The following is an 18,790-nucleotide window of genomic DNA, read 5'->3' as shown; positions in this document are numbered from 1 at the left end:
ATGTTAATCGTATTCTCCTATTGCCACTATTTTGCCAATAGCATTGATGCGCACCTTTACAATACCTTCTAAAGGCTTTAATGAATTTATTTGTTTAAATATAGAGTTCCTAACTTTTAAATCGTTATTAAGTACTGTCTCTAAATGATGTCTAAACCAATAATCCCTCTTGTCGGTTATGCCTTGTTTTGTTTTTGACATCTTTTGAACTCTGTATAGATTTGGACTTATCATGTCATAATTGGCTTCGTCCATTAAATCCACTTCGGTAGGAATAAACCCTGTCGCTTCATTAGGGAACACAAAATATTCGTTTTGCTTCATTGTAAATAGGAAATGCCAACCTTTATCGTGATTATAGTTCTTATCAATAACGGGTACTCCTTGTGATTTACGCCTCGCAGCTTTAAAGAAGGTTACTACATCATCTTGCAGGTTACCATTCTCATCCATGTAAAAAGCAATATGATGATTGTTACTTGTTTGAACATAATCACCCCATACCGGCTTCCCATCCTTTCCAACAACTGGCTTTCCTCCCATATCCTTAAGTTTGTGTAGCGGAATTACACTTGAAACTCCTTCAAGGCTGACTCGCTTCAAGGTTATCTTCTTTGCTTCATCCTTATAAATAGGATTTTCATCTAAATTACTAAAGGCCTTCTGGGCATCACCATTAAATTTTGCTAACCGAGTTCTTAAGATTTCTCGTATACCTTTATCTATAACTTTGTCAATTTTAAGATCTGGTGATATCATCTTTCGAGTAGGGTGATACATCTCCCACTCTATCGTTTTAACCAATGATGGAACAGTCTTTTTGTGCTCTTCATCTATATAAATAGGGTTCTTATCTATTGAATTTCTTCCTGTAAAAGCCTTCTTTGCATCACCATTATACTCATGGAGTCTATCCAGCAACGCCTCACGAATAAAGGAACTACTTACTTTCTTAATTGTTGCTTCATCTAATGCAGCTCCAACTTTAATCATCTTTATTATTGAACGTTTCTTTGTTCCATAAAATGTAGCGTTATGCAATTCTCCACGTGGCGTAAGTTGTACCTTTTTAATTACTCCATGTTTTGTCTTTATCACGTTTACATTCTGTGTCATTACCTTATTCTTTGCCTTAACAGAGACTAAGATAGATTTAAGGTGTCTTCTAGCTTCTGCCCTAAATTCATTAATAGACAAAGGAGCATTAAAGCGAAGTTTATTATCTTCACGATGTAGTTCTTTATTTTCTATGCCATAAATACTACTACTCTTATCACTTCGTGCATTAAGATTGTTCAGATATTGAATATAGCTTGGTTTCGTAAAAGCAATTGTTAATGCATCCATCGCATGATGACGATGGTCATTACGCTTGGTCCAATCCTTTATACGCTTTATCTTCCTACCATCCCTATCTTCTATCACTTCTGCTAAACCTAACTTTTGATACTTCTCAAAGTTAAGCTCTTTCATGACATCAACTAACTGCCAGTCTTCACGTAGACGACTAGTCACAGCGCCTGTTGTTGGTGTAACATTCCTAACTAAGTCACTCAATATTTCATACGCTTTCTTCGCTATATACTGGGTATCTCGAAGGTCACGATCAATGAATCCCGATGGAATATCAGCTTCCTTCATTAATAATCTATTGTACTTTGCCTTACTAATGGAACCATCCTGCAAAAGAATATCGAGTTTCTTCTTATAAGCCTCAATCCCTTGCTGACCATACTTCCCAAAAATAAAATCAAAAGCTGTCTTATTACTCTTTGCAATATTTACATCACGTGCTTCGATTGTCTTATTTGAAAGTGAATCATCAAACAAACGAGCTTTCGGAATAATATGCTCAATATCAAAATCTTTTGAGAAGAGTTTATCTTTTGATATATACGTGTCAGAGTATAAAGTCTTAAAGCCATTCGATTTAAGTTCTTCATATAACTTATATTTTATGATGTCATTCCTACTGATATATGAAAGTGCAAATTCCTTCTCGAGTATTTCACGAATACGTTTATTCTCTGCATTACCTTGATTAATACTTCGTGTCATATTCTCTCGCTCTGCAGCTCCAATCTTCAGTTCACGAGCTAATTCTATTCTTATCTCATCAGGCTTTCCATATTCATCAATAACTGCATTGATCACATTAATCATTTGATTGAGTATCTTCTCAACAACAGGATTATGTAAACTACTCTTGGGTAATAATTCTAACTTCTCCTTATATTCTTTTTTATCCAGTTCATTCTTCGTAAGTGAGCGACGTGAATGTTTATATCCTGCCTTTTCACATGCTTGACTATAATCTAATCCTGCTTGCAAATGTGGTAAGATATTACGCATTGCCTTCACACTAAGATTCCCATAACTGTCCTCAAAGACCACATCAGAAAGTACTGCTGCATATTCTTTAGGAATGCTAAATGCTGTCTCCAACTTCCTTAATAAAGCATCATTACCTGTTCGAGAGTTATCACTTTCATAAGAATACAACAGATGCCAAAGCTGATACGAAGGTTGTCTTTCCAACTCATGTCCTTGTAGTGATGAGTCAAAGTCTAGTATATCTGTACTGAAACCTAAATTCTTGAATCTCGTCTTAACATAATAGCGAATATCAGAGGCTTTTAGTTTTTTGAAATTACATTCTTCATGTCCCGTCATCTCAATAATTCGATTATAACAGTTATAGAGGACAGCCTGGGTACGATTACCTTCTATTTCTTTATAATTCAGATCCCATTGTTTACTATTCTTGTTCAATACTTTTAGAGCCTCAGCTTTACTAAGTTTCTCCTTAACACTTAGTTCCTCATATAATAAATTTCTCTCTTCCTCGTACAGAGGACGATTACTATTATTTCCTTTGTCTATAAGTAGTATATTATTTAGGTTCTGCCAAATTCTAAACTCTTGAAACATTGGAGAAGACTTAGGGGCAACCTTCGGACCGATAGATATTTCTTTTTCTTTCCCATCAATAGTTACTTTTACCTTACGCTGTTCAAGCTCACACACTGAAATCAGCCCCTTCTTACTCTTCAATGGTCGCTGATAAAAGATAATTATATCTCTGATTTCTTGCTTCAATTCAGGAGTTAGTTCCTTATGATAGATTGCTTGCGTCTCCCAGATCTTTTCAAATTCATCTAAATAGTCTTGACGATAGAAAGGTTTATTCTTAATACTTACATGTGGACTTTCTTTTAAAGAAGTCCATAGGTATTGACCAACTGTCTGTTTATTAAAGTAGAGCTCTTTACTTCTGTCACTAATAGCTCCAAGTAGTCCACTTATACTGGCTATTTGCCCATTCAAATCACTAATAACAAAAGATAAAACCTCTTTTTTGACCTGCTGTTTCAACGCTTCAACCCTCCATTTCAAAGGTTGTAACTTCCTATCCAGACCTTTTAAATCTGCAGAGTAAATACCATATTTACCAAGGAAAATCTTACTTGTATTTCCCTTTGATTTTCCTTGCAACTGCTGTTTAAAATCATCCGTAAGTATCTCAGGATAGTACTTCTGCTGCTCATTCCATATTCTATCGAACTCTTCTTTTAGATCGGAACGATAGTACTCTTGCTTAAACTTCTTCCCACTACTAAGTAATTTGAGTGAATATTCTGTAGGAGTTAAGTGCTCTTCATAGAGTTTCTTGGCGACAGTCATTCCATCAAAAAGCTTTCCATCTTCTTTATTATTTGCCTTTCGATTACTCTTATAGCCACGTTTCTTATTCAGCATAAACAGAACTCGACAGAGTTCATGTAATGATATCTCTTCTTCTGCAGCTTTTGCACGCAACATATAGGTTTCAAAAGTTGACGCTTTCCCCTCTTCGCACAATGCCTCTGCTCCAATCCAACCTTGTTTCTGTAGGCAATCTTTAAGATTTTCTCTACGTAATTTATAGCGCTGGAGGTTTATCCTTGCACCATGGGTTTGCTGCCTATCAGCATTAGTTGTAATAGATTTGCCTTTTTCAAAGTTGCCTTTTTCATCTACACTTAAAGGATTAACCCTCACACCAAGTCTAACTATAGATGATTTTTCATCTGTATTCTCACTCTCATATACTAAGGCCCAACCAATGCTTGTAGTCCCTAAGTCTAATCCCAGAATCTTCTTCATGTTGAATTGATTATTTAAAATTTTGCGTAAAGATACAAAAAAGGAGTAACAAATTCAAAATATCATTTAAAAAACTTGCTTATTATTATAGGAATATATATCTTTGCAAAAGACTAATTTAAAGCAATTCACAATAAGGATTATTCCGATGTGAAAACATTAGGTTGCCTCGTCCTACCATACGGGGCTTTTTTTATTGTATACATATTCAAGAATAGACGATCACCCTTCTAGTTTCTAGCAAATACTTAACTTTCTAATCTATCAAAAATAGCCATATACATAACTGGAAAACTTTCTTTAAAGAGGTAACTTTACTTTTCTTTCTATCCCATTACACCTTATTATATATATAGACGTACAGAAGAGAGGGGCTGTACAAAAAAGTTATTTTGCCCTGAACGGAAGAAGACTGTTAAGCACATTTGAATCCAGACATAAGGTACTGGAGGTTCCTTCTATGACAGACAATGGTACAGTGCTATGGGAAAATAAACGGGAAAGAAGACAAAGGCAAAGGTTGTCATAGACAAAACGGAAAGAAATGGGGATGAAACCAGGAAATAAAGTGGCACTAAAACCAGACATTTATAAATGACAATGGGATAGGAGATTATAAGAATATACGATGAAAAACAGCAGAAAATTTAGTTCTTTTTTAACCAGATTATCTTTGGGAAAGTGAATCCTTTTATCTATCTTTGCACCACTAAAGTTTTCCAAAATGGACAACTTTGAAGATTAAAAACAGAAAAAAGTTTCCCAAAACGGATAACTTCACACAAGCTAAAACGTGACTAACCTTGTGGTTTGAGCATTGAAATCAGGGCATCAAAAGACCATCAAGACTATGAGCTATGAGCTATTTAATTTAAAACAACAATAAAGACATAGAAAATATAGCAATGGAAATCAAAAACTTTACAATCACTAAGCGTGACGGTTCGAAGGAAAAGTTCTCCCTCGACAAGATTATGAATGCTATCTTAAAAGCATTCGAGAGTGTCAATGAGCCTACCGACCTCGGTATGGTATCGAAGATTTTATCTGACCTTAACATACATAACGACATAAAAGTTGAGGATATACAGAATCAAGTTGAGGAAGCTTTGATGAAAGAGGGCTTCTATAAGGTGGCAAAGAGCTTCATTGTATATCGCCAACAGCACACAGAAGACCGCGAAACAGTTGAGAAAATAAAATTCCTCACAGACTATTGTGTAGCGCAGAATGCAGCAACTGGTTCTAAGTTTGACGCCAATGCGAACGTTGAAAACAAGAATATCGCGACGCTTATCGGCGAACTTCCCAAGCAAGGTTTCATCCGTTTGAATCGTCGAATGCTGGTAGATCGTATCAAAAAGATGTATGGTAAGGAACTGGCTGACGAATATATCAACCTCCTCACCCACCATTTTATATATAAGAATGACGAGACGAACCTTGCCAACTACTGTGCTTCTATCACCATGTACCCATGGCTCATTGGTGGAACAACATCCATTGGCGGTAACTCTACAGCCCCAACCAACCTCAAGAGCTTCTGTGGTGGGTTTATCAACATGGTCTTCATGGTATCATCCATGCTTGCCGGAGCCTGTGCAACACCAGAGTTCCTGATGTACATGAACTACTTCATACAGAAAGAATACGGTAAAGACTACTGGAAACGAGCTGATGAAGTGGTCGACCTCAGCCTCAGAAAGCGTACAATAGATAAGGTTATCACGGACGATTTCGAGCAGATTGTCTATTCACTTAACCAACCAACAGGTGCTCGTAACTACCAGGCTGTGTTCTGGAACATCTCTTATTACGACCGTCCTTACTTCGAATCACTCTTCGGAAACTTCTATTTCCCTGATGGATCACAGCCAGACTGGGAGAGTCTCTCATGGCTTCAGAAGCGTTTTATGAAGTGGTTTAACCAGGAAAGACTCAAGACTGTGCTCACTTTCCCAGTCGAAACGATGGCGCTGTTAGCTGAAAACGGAGAGTGCAAGGACAAGGAATGGGGCGATTATGCAGCTAAGATGTATGCTGAAGGACACAGTTTCTTCACTTACATGAGCGACAATGCCGACTCTCTGAGTTCATGTTGCCGACTCCGTAATGAGATACAAGACAACGGATTCTCCTATACTTTAGGTGCCGGAGGTGTGTCAACTGGTTCAAAGAGTGTGCTGACTATCAACCTCAACCGCTGTATCCAGTACGCTGTTAACCATGATTTAGACTATAAGGAATACCTTGAGCACGTCATCGTACTGTGTCATAAGGTGCAGATGGCATACAATGAGAACCTCAAAGAGCTGCTGCGCAACCACATGTTGCCACTCTTTGATGCGGGATACATCAACATTGACCGTCAATATCTCACCATTGGAATCAACGGACTGGTTGAGTCTGCAGAGTTCATGGGACTCGATATCACACCAAACGAGGATTACAAGAAGTTCGTTCAGGGTGTTCTCGGACTGATAGAGAAGCACAACAAGGCCTTCCGCACCAAGGAAGCAATGTTTAATTGTGAGATGATTCCTGCCGAAAACGTCGGTGTGAAGCACGCAAAATGGGACCGTGAGGACGGCTATTTCGTACCACGTGACTGTTACAACAGCTACTTCTATCGTGTAGAAGACAACTCTCTGACCATTCTCGACAAGTTCAAATTGCATGGTGCACCCTATATCGAGCACCTCACAGGAGGCTCTGCACTGCACATGAACCTTGAGGAACACCTGTCAGAAGCACAGTATCGACAGCTCTTACGTACGGCAGCACAGGAGGGATGTAACTACTTTACGTTCAATATTCCTAACACTGTATGTAACGATTGCGGGCATATCGACAAGCGTTATCTGCACGAATGTCCTCATTGTCACTCTACAAACGTGGATTATCTCACACGTGTCATTGGCTACATGAAGCGTGTTAGCAACTTCTCAGCACCACGTCAGGATGAGGCACACCGTCGTTTCTATGCCGGACAGAACAAGTATACGATAAAGACTACTGCTCCTTCCGAAGCTGGGAAACAGACGAAAGAGTGCAAACAGGAGGCATAATGATTAGCAAGCGGGTGACAGGAGAGGAAGGAACAAGGCTCCCGAACACCGTCACCCGCCACCAATTAAGATGCTACACTATATCAACACAGACATAGTCTTTCAGGAATTCCCTGACGAAGTGACGCTTGCCATCAACATTTCCGGCTGTCCTTGTCGCTGTCCGGGCTGCCATAGCAGTTTTCTTTGGAAGGATGAAGGCAACGATCTGACCACTGAGACACTCGACAAGCTCATCTCTGAAGCAGGAAATCCCATCACTTGCGTGGGTTTTATGGGAGGTGATATAGCCCCGGAGAGGGTTGATGAGTTAGCAGAACATATCCGCAAGCAGCATCCCAGACTGAAGATTGGATGGTACACAGGGCGTACTGCCGTATCACCTCATATCCATCAGGAGCGTTTCGACTACATAAAAATAGGTCCATACCTCAAGCATCTCGGTGCACTTAACTCTCCTCGGACCAATCAACGGATGCTTCGGCGATGCGCAGACGGTACGTTTGAAGACATAACATCACGCTTTTGGCGAAAGTAAAGCGTCTCTTTTAGAACAGAAAAAACGGCGTAGTGCAACTCTGCACTGCGCCGTTTTTGTGTTTATTACGTACTGAATATCCACCGATATCGGACAGAATCAGTGCTAAAAGGCTATCTTCTTCATGCGATTTTCTCCCCTTTCTAATCCTTTTACCCATGCTTTTCTTCCTCAAAAACACCTTTCAGTCCTACTTTTCCCATGCTTCGTAAGTTGCTAATAGGTGTATGATTAGCGCTTTCAGCAAGTCCTTTTCCCCTTCACAATTTACACTTTTTAGGCATCTACTCTTGCTTTTCACCTTGATTTTAGGATTTATATATATAACTTTCGATGTGTTTGTTTTTAATTACAGACTATAACTTTCACCATCATGTATTTTCTTTCATCTTTTTTACCTTTGCACCTCAATACATAAAAAATTAGGTTTTAATGAAACATTTCTTTCTACTCTTAGCGATTTCTTTTGCGTTTTTCTCCTGTTCAAGCGATGATCAGGTGGATACTTCGTCTGATACTCTTGCGAAAAAAGGCTACGATTACATCTCAAAGATTGAGGTTTACGTCTATCCCCAGGGCTATAAGCAAGGGGAATATGTCTTCACTTATGACAATCAGAAGCGCCTTCTAACGTTTTCTAACGACCTGTTCCACAACACATATGGGCCTCCTCGAGTGGCAACGGTGACCTATACGGACTCCATCTACTCGTATACAACAAAGGGATACATCATCGGTAGGATCGTTCTTGAGGACCATAGAGGTGCTATGTACTTAGATAAACAAGGCAGAGCAACGAAGTTTATCAACGAAGCTCCTTATAAAGACCCTCTGACAGATGAGCCTGTAACGGCGCCTCACACAAAGGATAGTCTTATATATGACGCCGACGGACACCTGACTTCATCCTATATTCATGAAATAAACTTAAAGAATACCTTTAAGTGGGAGAACAATGACCTCGTCAAAGCTACCGTTGGAGGAAAAGGGAAGATAACATATGGAAATACATTCGTTCGTTTCGAATATACCAATGTGCCCAACAGAACCTTCCCAGACTTAAACATCTTCCGGGTGTATCCGTCTATTTTCAACCGCAATGAAGGTATATGGACAACCCAAACGGGCATCCGTTCTGCGCATCTTGTTGCCAAAAGGCACGTCTTTTATGATAATAAATTGGGGAAAACAAATACCGATTCTTATAAATTTGATGATAAAGGACGCCCTATTGAGTTGATGGAGAACGATGTGTATTATGGTATAAGAAAATATGTTATTACATATTTAGACAAATAACCAAGCGCTAACTGCCAACCGACTCTCGCCCACTACCCTTCCCGCTTCAGGCTTTCCGTGATACAGAAGCTGAAGAAGCATCGAGGGAAAGAGCACTGTGAAGGAACCTGATCACAGACAATCAGGTGTAACGAAATAACTTTACAGAAGCAGAAGAGGTGCAGACCGAAAAGCAAACAATAACCATGTAAAACTGCCTTTGTAACCCATAGTATATCAGGAGGTTACAAACAGGCTTGTAAAAGACGCCCTTTTGCGTTGTAAAAGATGCCCTTTTGAACATCAAAAGATGCCCTTTTGCAATGTGAAAGGGCACCTTTTAGAAGGCAAAAGAGCACCGTTTGAAACTCTTTATTGAAGTTTCCACCTTATTTATTTACTTATTTTCTTTTTCCTCATCTATTGTTTGTATCTTTGCATATTGTATACACAAATATTATACATATATAAACACTATCACAACTATGCAAAGATATAATTTAGGTTTTATTTCCGATAAAGATATTTATAACCATGTTCGAGCTACTGTGATGCAATATCGCAGAAGTATTAATATAAAAGAATTTAATAAAAATATTATTGACCCTATAAAATTAACTTTCGATTCTAAAATATACAATCAGACGATAGAGGAAACTATTAAGTCGGAATGTATCAGACAGATTGATAAGACGAATAATAATAGGATAGGTTATTTTCATCAGTTTTTGTCCGAGTATGCTGGTAATAATTGGGAGGTACCTGCAAATGGAAAGAAAGGCGGTTTTGATGTTGTTAATGACGAGTTGCATATTTATGCCGAAATGAAAAACAAGCATAATACAATGAATAGTTCCTCAGCAGCAAAAACCTATATGAAGATGCAAAATAAATTGTTGCGTGATGATAAGGCTACTTGTATACTTGTAGAAGTGATTTCTCGACAATCGCAAGATATAACATGGAAAGTAACGGTTGATAAGGAGAAGTTCAACAATTCAAGAATACGGCGTATGTCTATTGATAAGTTTTATGAACTTGTTTTTGGTGATTCAAAGGCTTTCTTTAAACTGTGTATAGCTTTGCCCAAGATACTTGATGATATATTAAAAGCAGAACCATCAATAGCAACAAAATATGATGTTTATGACAAATTGGATAAGAAAGACTTTTTGAAGAGTCTTTATCTTTTGGCTTTTAAGACATACGAAGGGTTTGATAATTTAAAATAGTTCTATGCCCGAAACAATTTCTTTAAATAATTTTGCTAATATAATGGGTGTGTCAAGGCGAACAGTTGAGAACTGGGTTGCCAAGGGAAGATACATTCCAATAGAGCGGATAAATGGTCAATGTTTTTTTAGTTTAGAACAATTGCGCACCATTCCAATAGTAAAAGAAATGATAGAAAGTTCATGGGAAATAGAAATGAATACTATCCCACAGCGAGTATTTACTTCCATAGAATTATTTGCTGGAGCAGGTGGATTGGCTTTGGGATTTGAAAAGGCTGGTTTTCACCATATTATGCTTAACGAATTTAATCACGATGCTTGTGAAACCTTACGTTTAAATCGCCCTCATTGGAATGTTTTGGAAGATGATGTGCACAATATAGACTTTTCTCAATGGCGAAATCAAATAGATTTACTGACAGGTGGATTCCCTTGTCAGGCTTTCAGTTATGCGGGCAATAAAGGTGGTTTTGCAGATACACGTGGCACATTATTCTTTGAAGTGGCACGAGCTGTTGCCGAAATAAATCCAAAAGTGTTTGTCTGTGAGAATGTAAAAGGGCTTGCTTCGCACGATAAAGGGCGCACACTTTCTGTTATACGCAATGTGATAGCTGATTTGGGCTATACCCTTGTAGAACCTCAAGTGCTAAAAGCCATACGCTATCAAGTTCCGCAAAAGCGAGAACGTATAGTTCTTGTGGCTATTCGTAATGATATTGCACCAAGAGTTTCGTTTCGATGGCCAGCTCCTTACTATCGTATAATGACTTTAAACGATGCTTTCAAACAAGGGGAATTATATCTTACTGATGTTCCAAAATCCATAGGCGTGAAGTATCCTGAGAAGAAAGAACGAGTATTAGACCTTGTTCCGCAAGGAGGTGATTGGCGCAATCTGCCTGATGATATAGCAAGAGAATATATGGGAGGAAGCTATCTTCTTGGTGGAGGTAAGACGGGAATGGCTCGCCGTCTCTCAATGGACGAACCATCACTCACCTTAACTTGCTCACCAGCGCAAAAACAAACAGAACGATGCCACCCAATTGAAACTCGCCCGCTAACGGTAAGAGAGTATGCACGTATTCAGACTTTTCCCGATGAGTGGCAATTTGCTGGTAATATGACAGCACAGTATAAGCAAATAGGCAATGCTGTTCCTGTAAATTTGTCGTGGGCAGTGGCACGTGCTGTTATGCGTTTAATGAACGACATAGATGCACTCGCTTAAGGCTTTGATAAAATTTATTAAAAGAATAATGAAAAGAGTCGTATCATTACTTGAGGGTATAGGTAGATACAACTCTTTTAGTTTTAATATGCCCTCTGATATTTTGCTGTAAAGCTATAATATCTTTATTATAGTGATTTGGCAGTTAATGTACAATGCGGGTAGGGGAGTGTCCTTTCACGTTTATATCTCCGAACGAAGCAATAGATTTGCTGTGATGAATGCGATAAATAGCACCCCTACTACTAGCAACAGTTTGTAGATAAAAATAGATTGGGAAGAGCAAGATTTACCATTTGTTTTGTAAAGATAATAGTATAAAAAAGTGATAACTGCGCTTTGGCGTTACGAAAGCGTTGATAACGAGGTTGTTATGCGATAGATGCGTTTGTGATAAATGTTTATACATTCATCATCTATTTTTCGTTCATAGCGTAAGTTGTTGTCCTCAATGTTGCGTTTGTTCTTAAATCAATAGTGAATTTATCTTACAATCATTCTTTCTCCTTCATTTGGTCATCTGCATATTTCTTCTTATCTTTGTCTCCTAAACATTATACAAGAACACATTTACCCAAATATCTCAAGACCTATGGAGAAGAAGTATTTTGCACCGTCAGAACTGATTATCAATGAGGACGGAAGTATCTTTCATCTGCATCTGAAACCAGAAAACCTTGCAGACAAGGTGATTCTCGTGGGCGATCCGGGGCGCGTAGCACTCGTAGCTTCCCACTTTGAGGACATAGAATGTGAAGTGGAAAGCCGTGAGTTCCGAACAATTACAGGAACCTATCACCGCAAACGCATCACGGTTGTGAGCACGGGCATTGGTTGTGACAACATCGATATCGTACTCAATGAGTTGGATGCGTTGGCAAATATCGACTTCGAAACACGCACCGAGAAGGACCAACTGCGGCAGCTCACCCTCGTACGCATTGGTACTTGTGGCGGATTGCAGCCTTATACGCCGACAGGAACATACATTGCATCGGTAAAAAGCATTGGTTTCGACGGACTGTTGAACTTCTATGCCGGACGTGACAAGGCTTCCGACCTTGACTTTGAAGCAGAATTCAAGCGGCAAGTGAAGTGGGATGCACAACTCGGAAACCCATACGTGGCTTGCGCTGATGAGCAACTTACCGAGCAGATTGCACAGGACGACATGGTGAGAGGTGTCACCATAGCCTGCGGAGGATTCTTCGGTCCACAGGGAAGGGAGCTTCGGTTGCCATTGCAAGACCCACATCTGAACGAGAAAATAGAGAAGTTCTCCTACAATGGGTTACAGATAACGAACTTCGAAATGGAGTCTTCTGCACTCGCCGGACTGGCTACGCTCATGGGACATCGGGCTGTAACATGCTGCATGGTCATTGCAAACCGACTGGCAAAGAAGGCAAATGCAGGATATAAAAACACGATTGACGGACTCGTTAAGACGGTGCTTGACAGAATATAAACGCTCCGTCACATCAATCATCATAAACAAAAAGAATGAAAAAAGAGACACTTACCCCACAACAGGCACAACAAACCATTTCAACAACACGCCAGACTGTGGGCGAAACCATCTGTGCACTTGCTACACAACCGGGTGGCGCAATAGGCATTGTGAGGGTGAGTGGTCAGCAGGCAATAGAGATTACGGACAGGATCTTCCATAGTAGAAGCGGGAGAAAACTGACCAGTGCCAAGGGCAACACGCTACATTACGGGGAGATACATGACAAAACGGGCAATACAATAGACGATGTCCTGGTGAGTGTGTTCCTCTCTCCACATAGTTATACGGGCGAAAACAGTACGGAGATAGCATGTCATGGCTCGGCATATATCCTCAATCAGGTTGTGAAAGCACTCATCGACGCTGGTTGCCGACAGGCTCTCCCAGGTGAATATACGCAACGTGCCTATCTGAATGGAAAGATGGACCTCAGTCAGGCAGAGGCTGTTGCCGACCTCATCAGCGCTTCTAACCGTGCATCACACCAAGTAGCGATGAGTCAACTCAAAGGACATTTCAGCTCAGAGTTGTCCTTATTGCGCGAACAACTGCTGAAAATAACCTCATTACTCGAACTTGAGCTCGACTTTTCAGACCATGAAGAGCTGGAGTTTGCCGACCGTTCGGAACTGAAAGCGCTTGCCGAGACCATTCATGAGCGTATCGCAGAGCTCAGAAAGTCGTTCGAAACAGGCAATGCATTGAAGAAAGGAGTACCAGTAGCTATCGTTGGTAAGACAAATGTGGGGAAATCAACCCTGCTCAACTGCCTGCTTCATGAAGAGAAAGCCATCGTCTCTGATATCCACGGTACCACTCGTGACGTCATTGAAGACACAACCGAGATCCATGGCATCACCTTCCGCTTCATTGACACAGCCGGAATACGACGCACAACCGACCAGGTTGAACAGTTAGGTATCGAACGTGCTTATCAGAAAATGGATGAAGCAGCCATCGTTCTATGGGTCGTTGACCAGCAACCAACGGCTGAAGAACTGGCAGAGATGCAACATCTCACGGAAGGAAAGAAGCTGATTGCGATATTCAATAAGATGGATAACAAGACAGAAAAGCCTCAACCATCAGACGAGGTTACACCTTATATATATATATCAGCCAAACTGAAGCAGAACATTGATGCTTTGGAGACGGCTATTTATGAGGCAGCTGACATCCCAGAGATCAACGAAAACAGTGTGATCATCACTTCTGCCCGCCATTATGAAGCCCTCACCCGTGCCGACGAGTCCATCCTTCGTGTCATTGATGGCATGAACATGCAACTCAGTGGCGACCTTATCAGTGAGGATCTCCGTATCTGTCTCGACCAACTTGCCGACATCACGGGTGGTCAAATCACCACCCATGAGGTTCTCGGCAACATCTTCCAGCACTTCTGTATTGGTAAATAAGGAGGCGCTTTATTCTATTCCAGCAAAGATTATATCAAGCATATTCTCTTGATGGATCTGCATATCTTCTTTATTCCACTCCATCCCATCAGGCCTTTCTAACTTTTTGCTAAGTATTTTGTTGCAATTATCTTTGCACATCTGCATCATTATCTTAAACTTCAACGATGCAACACTGATCTGATTAGCCCTACTGTCACTATAATGATCGAGCTTTGCCCTTGGATCCCAGCATGAACCAGAACTGTTTACATCAGCTCCTATCATGGCAAAGTTGCCAAAGCAGTTGATATCATCGGCCGTAAGAGGCTTATCATCTCCAACTTTCGCTTGTGGATAGAAGTGCTCTAAAGACTTACGAGTACGTGAAAAATAGAAATTATTGAAAGGATTGAGTTCAAAATCACTACATCCCAATGCGTTAAAGAACTTCTTACGACTCAAAGAATCTTTCTTTGTCTTTTCTCCACGAATATCATTTGCATATTTCCTCCATATCAAATAATCAGTAAAGTTAAACACAAACAAAGGTATATCAGCCCTACCTTGTTGATAAATCTTCTCAAACCGTTCTCTATAACCAGCTCCATCAAAGTCATATACATTCAATTCACCATCTCTCAACACAGCATAATCAAACGCATTTGGCTTAGGTTGATTCCTATCAGTAAGGTTATCAGGATTCATATAGACATCAACGAAATACTTATCTGCAAGATATTGGAGGAACGCTAAATAGTCTTTTACTTCGCAATTCTCAAAGAGGAACAACATACAATAGAAGAGATAGTTCTTGCGTTGCTTAGGAGTAAATGACACTTCAAACATAGATAGCAGATGAACAAGCTCTTTCTGTACATCATTATCATCAGTTGATAAGTTCTTAGGATACTGCCTATCTGCTGACTCTTTGTAATAGTATTGCAGCTTCCAAGGGTTATCTCCCACCGTTTCTGTCGCACTAAGAGTATGGTGAACAACGTAATTATCAAGGAAGTATTTAGCCTTCAGCAAGTTAAAACAAAACGATTTAGCAAACTCAGTCTTGTTTTTAACTTTATCAATAGCCTTCTTAAACTCATTGAGTAACTCTTTATCATCAAGTGTGAAATCTGTTGGATCAAAGCTATCACAGCTCATTCTCGTAAGTTTTAAGACTATCAGCAAGAAGTTAGGGAAGTCAATTATTGGCTGAAACTTATCATTTCTTTCTATATAAGTATCATCTTCAGCCTCATCGATTGTGCCTTTTAGAAATTTCGAAATTGACTTTTTACCCTCTGAACCCTCTTGTTTTGGGATACCTTCAAAGTCCTCTATCTTGAAATAACGCATAGAATTACCAAACACCGACTTATCAGAGAAGCACTGTTGTATGTACATATCCATCTCACTGCAGGCTTCCCATACACGACTAAACGTTGCTCTTTCCGTCTTATTTTTCAAACAGTTACTGAGAAGAGACTTAACAATCTCATGCTTTTCTAACTGTTCGCCACGAGAATTCATCACTTCAAAGTAATGATTCAAGTCTACATCTTTAGGTACTTCATAACGTATCAAATGTACATTATTGAGGAAATACTGTCTAAAAGCATCCTGCTCGGAATCCTCAACAAACTCAATATAAGCGTTTTCAGCATACTTATAGCCATTCTTAATACCATCATCAACATTCTCTCCCAAGTTAGGGTAGTTGTCTAAGTTCGCTATTGTTGATGCAGATACTTGTCTGGCACTATAGGTAAGTTTGTTTGTCAGGTTATTAACGCCCAATACTTTCAAGATGATATAGATGGTAGTCAGGCGTTGCTGACCATCAATTACCTCATATTCTGTATCTCCCCGCTTATAAGTCACCAAGGTTCCTATATAATAAGGTGCCTTTGGATCCTTCACAAAAGAATCATGGATGTCCTTAATCAGCGCTCTTATCTCATCTTCTTCCCATGCATAATTACGCTGATAGATGGGAATCATGTAGGTTTTTACGTCTGAACTATCTAAATAAATCTGATTGATAGAACACTCTTCAAGTGGTAATGTATTGCTCATAAGGTTATTTTGAATAAAAAGTATTTGCTTTAAAGAAATGAAAATAGTCAGTATAAATTCCTCCTTCTATATGATCAACAGTCCTTTCTGCAATCCCTTTCGCTACATTCTTACTGAGATTACCATCTGATAAGGGTCTTAATTTATCTGCCAACAAACTTAATAAGGAGACAGGAGTATCTGAATCTGCGATGAGTTTATACATGTTTAAGGAGTTTACATTGCCTTTACCGCCTCTACCAAGTATGTAGTTTTGTGCAGAAAGCCATCCTAAATGATAGTATTGAGCACGCAGTGAGTATGCCCAAATAAATGTATAAAGAACAAATTGTTGGAATAATTCTGTATCAACCTTTGTTGGATAGGTAGCAGGACAGAACCGATCAACATATAAAAGCAAAGCTGTATCAAATAACAAGCGCGCTATTTGGTTTCCAGTTCCTCTTGAATAATACTTATCTAAGGTCTTGACTATCGTGTCACCTTTAATATAAAAGCCTTCATATTGACTGTTATCTCGTATGTCTGCAAGGAGATTATAATAATGTTTAGTATAATCGAAGAATGGTTTTCCGGCTATTATAGGTGTGTTTAGTTGGAAAGCATTGACCTCTCTTGTACCAGAAACAAAAGGCATTGCTGATGAATTGACAAGCTCTGCATAGGAGAATGCACTCTTATAGAACTGTGAATAAGGAGTACGATCCGACTTCGTAATGCCTTTAAACTTGTAGATGTTATGTTCATTCAGCGTATATGCCCAATTACCATTGACCCATTCTTTTATTCGATACAGGTAATCGCCGAAGAATTCAGCTAAATATTTTTGCGGAATTTTCTCCCATCCTTTAACGATTTGTTCGGTTTTCGCATCATCAATATTTGTCATTTCACGCAGATGATACGCCTTTAATAAGTCGTGAGGATACAACGCTTTTCCCCTCGCATTCTGTGAATCAAAGAATTGGAAAGCCTCTGATAGATTATCAGTTATGACAACAATCAGTTCACATTGCTTCTCTATGTAGTCCCGTAAACGCTTCATATCTCTAATGAAGTCAATGTTTTCTTCTCTATTCTCCTTATAAACTCTCCGTCTAAACGCATTTAAGTTGTTGGGAATGTTATGCCTACTGAAAGCATTATCAAAGACTTCCTGCTCTAAAAGGTCTATTTTAAAACCTTCTTCTTTGGTATCAAGTTCATGTAGAGCATGAAGTAAGAGGGAGAAAGTGATGGTTCTTTGCTGTCCATCAACAATGTTATAGATTGTCTTACCATCGTTATTCTTTTCTCTATGCAGGATAAGTGTACCGACACGGTACACCTCTTTGTTATTATTCCGAGCCTCGATAATGTCATCAAGAAGCTGAATTGAATTACGTGCTGTCCACTTATAAGGGCGTTGATAGTCTGGTATTCTTAGTTCAACATCCTCTAACGAACTCCCATTATGGCTCTGTGATATCTTTTTATGCACCAACAAATCCCCAATAGTCGTAACACCAAGTTGTAGATTAACGGCATTTTCCATATTCTTTTATTGTTATATTATTACGTAAAGCAAATACTTTAAAATAAAAAGGTATATCTTTCTTCTGTCTTTTCAGGCGTTGTTGTATCCTGAAAGCAGATGAGAGATATACCTATTGTTCACAAAATATTCATTGTTTGTTTATAGTCGTCTGTAGAAATATTACCCAACATACTCGTCATCACGCACCAAGACCTTCTCAATCTTACCAACATACATGGTATGGAGGTCACGGTTTGGATAACTTTCATCGAGTGTTTCGGGATAGAAAAAGCCACTTTCCTGCAGTTCGGCAGCATACATCTTCTTACAAATCAGCACCATTTTCGCCTCTTTGAAGTAGACTGTTCCATCGGCAAACACCGTTGTCAACCCAGCTTTCTCTATCTTATTTTCATCCCTTCCAGACACTGTTCCCAGGTAAGCCATCTGCTTTTTGAAGCTTTTATCCATGACACAGAGCGTGAAGTAATCCTCTTTATCCACGAAAATCTTTGTGTAACGTGACGGACGAAGGTATATAACAGCCGTTGGATCATTATGTCCCCACATACAACCGAGGTGTCCCCAGCTGACAGTCATGGTGTTACAACCATCCTTTTCATTCCCTGCTGATGCCAACATCCATTCCTTTCCCAACAGATTGAACGGATTAAACTTCATCGTTTTGTAATCTATTTCCTTCATCTTATATCTATTTTTGTTCGTATATTATCTTATAAACACACGCATAGGAGCCCTTTGTTAATCGGTTCTTCTCCTATTCTTTTGCAG

Annotated in this window: 11 protein-coding genes; 7 read left to right on the top strand and 4 right to left on the bottom strand. The window is 39.4% G+C overall.

Features of this window, described 5'->3' with window-relative positions; all coding sequences use genetic code 11:
* Positions 1-3: 3 nt before the first annotated feature.
* Positions 4-4,146 (bottom strand): type II CRISPR RNA-guided endonuclease Cas9, encoded by a 4,143-nt coding sequence (cas9, locus tag ACZ48L_RS11635; RefSeq protein WP_025792922.1) that lies wholly within the window; start codon positions 4,144-4,146, stop codon positions 4-6.
* Between the two features lie 905 nt (positions 4,147-5,051).
* On the opposite strand from cas9, the gene nrdD reads away from it, so the two are divergent.
* From nrdD to mnmE, 7 genes are all read left to right on the top strand, one after another.
* Positions 5,052-7,214, top strand: coding sequence for an anaerobic ribonucleoside-triphosphate reductase (gene nrdD / locus ACZ48L_RS11630; RefSeq protein WP_008822924.1), 2,163 nt, complete (start codon positions 5,052-5,054; stop codon positions 7,212-7,214).
* 70 nt (positions 7,215-7,284) lie between these two features.
* The gene (nrdG, locus tag ACZ48L_RS11625) at positions 7,285-7,752 is read left to right on the top strand and encodes an anaerobic ribonucleoside-triphosphate reductase activating protein (protein ID WP_025792920.1); all 468 of its coding nucleotides are present in this window, start codon (positions 7,285-7,287) and stop codon (positions 7,750-7,752) included.
* Between the two features lie 432 nt (positions 7,753-8,184).
* Positions 8,185-9,051 (top strand): hypothetical protein, encoded by an 867-nt coding sequence (locus ACZ48L_RS11620; RefSeq protein WP_025792918.1) that lies wholly within the window; start codon positions 8,185-8,187, stop codon positions 9,049-9,051.
* 464 nt (positions 9,052-9,515) lie between these two features.
* Positions 9,516-10,262, top strand: coding sequence for an Eco47II family restriction endonuclease (locus tag ACZ48L_RS11615; protein ID WP_025792917.1), 747 nt, complete (start codon positions 9,516-9,518; stop codon positions 10,260-10,262).
* A 4-nt stretch (positions 10,263-10,266) separates the two neighbouring features.
* On the top strand, positions 10,267-11,499 hold the full coding sequence (locus ACZ48L_RS11610) for a DNA cytosine methyltransferase (protein ID WP_025792916.1): 1,233 nt from the start codon (positions 10,267-10,269) through the stop codon (positions 11,497-11,499).
* Positions 11,500-12,091: 592 nt separating this feature from the next.
* Positions 12,092-12,967 (top strand): nucleoside phosphorylase, encoded by an 876-nt coding sequence (locus ACZ48L_RS11605; RefSeq protein ID WP_025792914.1) that lies wholly within the window; start codon positions 12,092-12,094, stop codon positions 12,965-12,967.
* 35 nt (positions 12,968-13,002) lie between these two features.
* The gene (mnmE, locus tag ACZ48L_RS11600) at positions 13,003-14,427 is read left to right on the top strand and encodes a tRNA uridine-5-carboxymethylaminomethyl(34) synthesis GTPase MnmE (protein ID WP_025792912.1); all 1,425 of its coding nucleotides are present in this window, start codon (positions 13,003-13,005) and stop codon (positions 14,425-14,427) included.
* 9 nt (positions 14,428-14,436) lie between these two features.
* On the opposite strand, the gene ACZ48L_RS11595 is transcribed toward mnmE, so the two are convergent.
* The 3 genes from ACZ48L_RS11595 to ACZ48L_RS11585 form a co-directional block, all read right to left on the bottom strand.
* A complete protein-coding gene (locus ACZ48L_RS11595; RefSeq protein WP_025792911.1) occupies positions 14,437-16,482 on the bottom strand; it encodes a DUF262 domain-containing protein in 2,046 nt (681 codons plus the stop codon).
* A 4-nt stretch (positions 16,483-16,486) separates the two neighbouring features.
* Positions 16,487-18,016 carry a DUF262 domain-containing protein gene (locus ACZ48L_RS11590; protein ID WP_025792910.1) on the bottom strand — a complete coding sequence of 510 codons (1,530 nt, stop codon included), beginning with the start codon at positions 18,014-18,016 and terminating at the stop codon, positions 16,487-16,489.
* A gap of 162 nt (positions 18,017-18,178) precedes the next feature.
* Positions 18,179-18,703, bottom strand: a complete 525-nt coding sequence (locus ACZ48L_RS11585) for a flavin reductase family protein (RefSeq protein WP_025792908.1) — start codon at positions 18,701-18,703, stop codon at positions 18,179-18,181.
* Between the last annotated feature and the right edge of the window lie 87 nt (positions 18,704-18,790).

The organism is Prevotella histicola (genome assembly GCF_055385135.1).
The sequence above is the reverse complement of the archived record's forward strand: the minus strand, read 5'-3'. Positions and strand labels throughout refer to the sequence as shown.

Bases quoted from the DNA above. Each gene is read 5' to 3' on its own strand.
- nrdD (WP_008822924.1), top strand. From the start codon at position 5,052: ATGGAAATCAAAAACTTTACAATCACTAAGCGTGACGGTTCGAAGGAA.
- ACZ48L_RS11585 (WP_025792908.1), bottom strand. From the start codon at position 18,703: ATGAAGGAAATAGATTACAAAACGATGAAGTTTAATCCGTTCAATCTG.
- ACZ48L_RS11595 (WP_025792911.1), bottom strand. From the start codon at position 16,482: ATGAGCAATACATTACCACTTGAAGAGTGTTCTATCAATCAGATTTAT.
- ACZ48L_RS11620 (WP_025792918.1), top strand. From the start codon at position 8,185: ATGAAACATTTCTTTCTACTCTTAGCGATTTCTTTTGCGTTTTTCTCC.
- cas9 (WP_025792922.1), bottom strand. From the start codon at position 4,146: ATGAAGAAGATTCTGGGATTAGACTTAGGGACTACAAGCATTGGTTGG.
- ACZ48L_RS11610 (WP_025792916.1), top strand. From the start codon at position 10,267: ATGCCCGAAACAATTTCTTTAAATAATTTTGCTAATATAATGGGTGTG.
- mnmE (WP_025792912.1), top strand. From the start codon at position 13,003: ATGAAAAAAGAGACACTTACCCCACAACAGGCACAACAAACCATTTCA.
- ACZ48L_RS11590 (WP_025792910.1), bottom strand. From the start codon at position 18,016: ATGGAAAATGCCGTTAATCTACAACTTGGTGTTACGACTATTGGGGAT.
- ACZ48L_RS11605 (WP_025792914.1), top strand. From the start codon at position 12,092: ATGGAGAAGAAGTATTTTGCACCGTCAGAACTGATTATCAATGAGGAC.
- nrdG (WP_025792920.1), top strand. From the start codon at position 7,285: ATGCTACACTATATCAACACAGACATAGTCTTTCAGGAATTCCCTGAC.
- ACZ48L_RS11615 (WP_025792917.1), top strand. From the start codon at position 9,516: ATGCAAAGATATAATTTAGGTTTTATTTCCGATAAAGATATTTATAAC.